The following is a 4,719-nucleotide window of genomic DNA, read 5'->3' on the forward strand; positions in this document are numbered from 1 at the left end:
GGCCGGGCGCGGGGCAGCGTCCTCGGCCGCGGCCTCCAGCGCGGCGAGCACGCGGTCGTGCAGCTGCGGCCGGGTGAGCGCGCGCTGCTGCGGCTCGAGCTCGTCGAGCACGCGCTGCCACAGGCGCGCCTGCCAGCGCTGATCCTCGGGCAGCGGCGTCTCGAAGCGGCCGGCGTCCACGAGGACCTCGTGCCCCTCGCCCCAGGTGTCGAGCCAGTCGGGCCGATGCACCTGGTACTGGTCGTAGAGGTCGGCGATGCGCAGCGCGAGCTGGAAGCGGCGGCCGGGGTCGTCCTCGGCCAGATAGCCGGCCACCGGCGCGAAGCCCGGCTCGGCGAGCACCTCGGGCAGCAGCCGCATCAGCCGCCAGGCGAGCGCGGTCTTGTCCAGCGGCGAGCGCGCCGGCACCTGCGCGCGCCCGAGCACCTGGCGGTAGGTCTGCCACTGGAAGCGCGCCGGCAGCTGCACCGCCGCCGCCGCGCACACCCCCGCCCGGCGCGCGATCGCCATCTTCACCCACTCGGCCATGCCGTTGCTCTGCACCAGGATCACCTCGGACTCGAGCGGCGCGAGCGGGTGCTGCGCCAGCCAGCCGGCGACGGTGTCGAGCAGGGTCTCGATGCGGTTGCCGTGCAGGGCGATGAAGCCGGGGGGGAGGGGTGGGACGGGGCGGTCGGTGGTCATGGCTGGAGTGTTCGTTGCGGGGGCGTGGGGCATTGCCGACATGATCCGGATTTTTGCGACGCGAGGTGTCGCATTGTGGCTCGCCCCGGGGGCGGGGCTTTCAGGCGCCGTCGATCGGGCAGCGTATAGCAGGCCTTGATTGCTCCATAAATATGCATGGTGGGCCATCCGTTACGGGTGAAATAGTCCTGGAAAAATCCTTGCACATGGACTAGCTCTCAAATTGAGCTGTAACAAGGAAAAGATCCATTCGGGATAAACGGGAAAACCTCAGGATCCATGTAGATGCGATGCAGTTCGATGCATTAAAGCTGGATTTGTCGTCCGAGATGCGTTTCCAAGAAATGTTTTTCTCAATCCAGGGCGCGTTCTGGGCCCCCCTCGAAAGCAGTTTGTCATGAGACGATTTGCGATGATTGCGCTGACGCTGACGCTGACGCTGACGCTGACGCTGACGCTGGCGATGTCCTTGGGTGCGCCCATTTCCCAGGCCGCCGATGCGGTGCAGCAGCAGGATTATGGAAAGCACATCTACGACTCGAAGTGTGCCGCCTGTCATGGTGTCGATGGCAAGGGCAACGGCCCGTTCGCCACCAACCTGGTCAAGAAGCCGTCCGACCTGACGATGATCGCGAAGAACAACAAGGGCGTGGTGCCGGTGATGGCGCTCGAGGCGCTGATCGATGGTCGGGAAGAGGCCTTCTTCCACGGTACGCGCGAGATGCCGGTGTGGGGCCAGGAGCTCCGCGCCGAGGCCGGAAGCAACTGGCCCGCCTACATGGGCGTGCCCTTCAACCCGGAGGTTTTCGTTCGCGGCCGCATCATGGCGCTGATCGACTACATCGGACGCATCCAGGAGAAGTGACAGACGTCCCCGCAGCTGCTGCGTAGGCGCTGCATCCTGAAAACGCCAGCGGCGCCCCTGGGGGTGCCGCTGGCGTTTTCAGTATCGGTCTCCCGTGCCGGAGTCGGCGTTGCCGCGGCGGATCTCGCGGTCGAGGTCGAAGTCGGCCGCCTTGCGCGCCGGCTCGCTGCCGAGCGCCGACGAGGTGATGCGATGCAGCGCGTACATCCGCACCAGCGCCTCGTCGTTCTTCATCGCGAACAGATACACCCGCGGGCCGCGCTGCAGCAGGGCCTGCGGATGGATCACCGGGCGGGTGAGCTTGTCGGCGGCGTCGCGGTAGCCGATCACCAGCGTCTGCGCGCGCGTCAGCGCTTCCAGCACGTCGGCCAGCGCGCCGTCGCGGATCGCGGCGGGCTGCAGGCGCTGGCTGTCACTGAGGATGCGCAGCCGGGACGCGTCGAGCCCGGTGCCGCTGTCGGGCTCGAGCATGCGCTGCCACACCGCGTCGAGCTGGCCGGCAGGCAGTTCGGCCGCGAGGATGTTCTCGATCGAGCGGCGCGCGTAATCCCACAGGTAGGGATCGCTCGCCGTGTCCTCCCGTAGCCGCCGGTAACGCAGCGGCTTGCCGCCCGGGTTGACCGGCTCGATGCGCGCGTCGGCGACCAGCTCCTCCAGGTCGCGCTGGATGGCGCGACGGCGGGCGGCGGGGCTGGCGTGGTGGGCGTAGTGCTTGCCCATCCGATCGACCAGCCGGCCCGGGTCGGGGCAGTTCTCGACGGGGGCGTGGCGGGGGATCAGGGCTTCGAGCTGGGCGAGGCGGTCGATGCGGTCTTTGGATACGGCCATGACGGGTGTATCCGCGGGCTTAAGACTCCAGCGTGCGGAACTTCTCCCAGATCTCGGCCGGCAGGCTGAAAACCGCCTTTCCCGCTGTGTTGAAAAAAGACTGTGCCGCGTCGTCCCAGAAGTCTTCGCCGGTCTGCTGATGCAATTCGATGAGTGACAGGCGAGCGCGGGCGACCAGGGAGAAGATCTCATCGTCGGCAGCGTGCGGCATCCAATCGACTTCCCAATTCATGTTCGGTGCAAGGGCCGAAAGATCCTGGCGCAGGCGCTCGGTCAGCCCGGTGCATTCCGGGGCGCTCGGCGGCTGCTCGGTCCATAAGCCGATACCCACCGACAGCTCGGGGATGCCGTCGATGTGCGGGCCGATGCCATAGGCGGGTTTGGCGAGGACGCCGAGCCAGACGATCAGAGAGGAGTCGTTCGCCTTGACCCCGTCGGGTGTGAGCAGGCCGCCGAAGAACTGCGATTCGTTGAACTCGCCGTTTGTCCACCCGTGCGGGACCTTGAAGTCGCCCCAGGCGTAGCCTTTGCAAAGCGTAGTGAGCTCCTTGCGCGCGATGGCGGCCAGGCCGCGCATGCCGTCCTGCAGGCGCTCGTAGGCGGGAATCGCGATGAGGTCGCTCAAGGCGATGCGGGTTCCGTTCATTTGGTTTTCCTCGATGAAGGCGATCAGGTGTCGGGTCCAGTACTTCAGGGCTTCTTCCGCGGGTTTGCCTCTTGCCGGCAAGGTCCCGAGCAGCCGGACGAGCCAGCGGTGCGTGCGCGACCACGGCAGGACGGGGCCGGTCCAGTCCGGAGGCGGGAGGGTGTGGTGGGTCAGCAGCACGGTTCCGCCGTAGGGCAGGTCCTGGCGTTGCTGGTAGTCGCGATAGAGCGCGAGTTGATGCGCGCTGCCGTCTTCGTCCTCGTGCTGGGTGAAGGCGGCGCCGATCTTGTTCTCGATCAGCAGGAAGAAGTCCTTGCCCTGGCCGACGAGGTCGGGGCGCTTGCCGGTTCCGCGGTAGCCGGGGCCGATCCGGTGCTGGGTGGACCAGCGGATGGAGGCGAAATCGTAGGCGGCCGGCGGGCATTGCGACGCCGGCAGTTGCAGGAGCTCGCGCAGCACGCGGTCCATGATCCCCGCCTGGGCGGCGAGGACGAGCCATTCGCAGAAGGCCTCGCTGAGGAAATCCTCGGTCGGGCTGCGCGCTTCGGTGGCGCGGTAGGTGTACAGGCGGGAGAGGAGGGTCATGGGGGGGCGCCGTTGGCGCTTGTGTCCTGAGTCGTCGGGTCGTGCGCGAGCCGGCAGACGTCGGACCAAGGGGATGCTCTACGGCATCGGTGTGGCGAACACCTCGGGCGAGGGAGCCCGGCCACCCGGCTGCGTCCAGCTTGGGGTCCGTGGTTTTGCGTCCGGGGCTTTCACCCCGTTTGCCTTTGTACTCGTGCGATGAAGCATAGTGCGGTGCGGCGGAATCGAGCGTGACGTGGTTCATGGAGCGGGGGTAGGCGGATGGAATTATCGAGCACCCCAGAACGAGCATCTACGGGGCTTCGGCGTCGTCGGGCGAGAATTTCCATGTCGTTGCCGTGCCGCCATTGTCGGCCTGTGTGCGACACCGGGTGACGCATCTGCGGGGTCGAATGCCGTCACCGCAACCGATGGAGACCCCACCGTGGAACCCAGGAAGAAAGACCCCCTCTCGTCCCGTGCGCTGCTCGACCGGATCGGTCTCGGCGACCCGCAAACCGCCCCGCTGCTGCTCGACGACGACCCGCTCGACTCGCCGCTGGACACGCTCGCCCAGGCGCTGGTCGAGCGTTACCAGTCGCTCGAGGCTCGCCACACCTTCCGGCCCGGCGATCTCGTCACCTGGAAGCCGGGGCTGCGCAACCGCCGTTATCCGCGCGATGGAAAGCCCGCCGTGGTGCTTGAGGTGTTGGCTGCGCCGCTCCTCGACAGCGACACCGAGACCGGCTCGACCTACTACCGCGAGCCGCTCGACCTGGTGCTCGGGCTCTTCCTCAACGAGGGCGAGCATCGCGGCGACTTCCTGAGCTGGCATTTCGACGGCCGTCGCTTCCAGCCCTGGTCGCAGGGAGGTCGGGCACGATCCGGCGCGCCCCTGTAGGAGCGGCGGCAGCCGCGAATTCGGTGGTTGGGGAGGCGGTGGGCGTCGCGCGCTCGGGCGCTGCATTCGCGCCTGCCGGCGCTCCTACATGCACCGTCGCGCGTGCGGGGCGTTTCCGCGCCCGACGCGGCTGCACGATCCGCCGCGCCCTGTAGGAGCGGCGGCAGCCGCGAATTCGGTGGTTGGGGAGGCGGTGGGCGTCGCGCGCTCGGGCGCTGCATTCGCGCCTGC

5 protein-coding genes and 1 riboswitch are annotated in these 4,719 nt (G+C 67.8%); of the genes, 2 read left to right on the forward strand and 3 right to left on the reverse strand.

The features are described from left to right. On the reverse strand, positions 1-684 hold a 684-nt coding region (locus tag C667_RS20330; RefSeq protein WP_004380221.1), incomplete at its 3' end, for an exodeoxyribonuclease V subunit gamma. 397 nt (positions 685-1,081) lie between these two features. On the opposite strand from C667_RS20330, the gene C667_RS20335 reads away from it, so the two are divergent. After that, a complete protein-coding gene (locus tag C667_RS20335; protein ID WP_083881370.1) occupies positions 1,082-1,549 on the forward strand; it encodes a c-type cytochrome in 468 nt (155 codons plus the stop codon). Between the two features lie 78 nt (positions 1,550-1,627). Here C667_RS20335 and C667_RS20340 read toward each other — a convergent pair whose 3' ends face one another. Continuing rightward, a complete protein-coding gene (locus C667_RS20340) occupies positions 1,628-2,377 on the reverse strand; it encodes a helix-turn-helix transcriptional regulator (RefSeq protein WP_004380224.1) in 750 nt (249 codons plus the stop codon). Positions 2,378-2,396: 19 nt separating this feature from the next. Beyond that, on the reverse strand, positions 2,397-3,608 hold the full coding sequence (locus tag C667_RS24435) for a hypothetical protein (protein ID WP_004380226.1): 1,212 nt from the start codon (positions 3,606-3,608) through the stop codon (positions 2,397-2,399). A gap of 108 nt (positions 3,609-3,716) precedes the next feature. Continuing rightward, positions 3,717-3,802: riboswitch (cyclic di-GMP riboswitch) on the reverse strand. 230 nt (positions 3,803-4,032) lie between these two features. Between C667_RS24435 and C667_RS20350 the strand changes: the two genes are divergently transcribed. Further along, positions 4,033-4,488, forward strand: a complete 456-nt coding sequence (locus C667_RS20350) for a hypothetical protein (protein ID WP_004380228.1) — start codon at positions 4,033-4,035, stop codon at positions 4,486-4,488. The last annotated feature ends 231 nt before the right edge of the window (positions 4,489-4,719 follow it).

The organism is Thauera phenylacetica B4P (genome assembly GCF_000310225.1).
Classification (GTDB): domain Bacteria; phylum Pseudomonadota; class Gammaproteobacteria; order Burkholderiales; family Rhodocyclaceae; genus Thauera; species Thauera phenylacetica.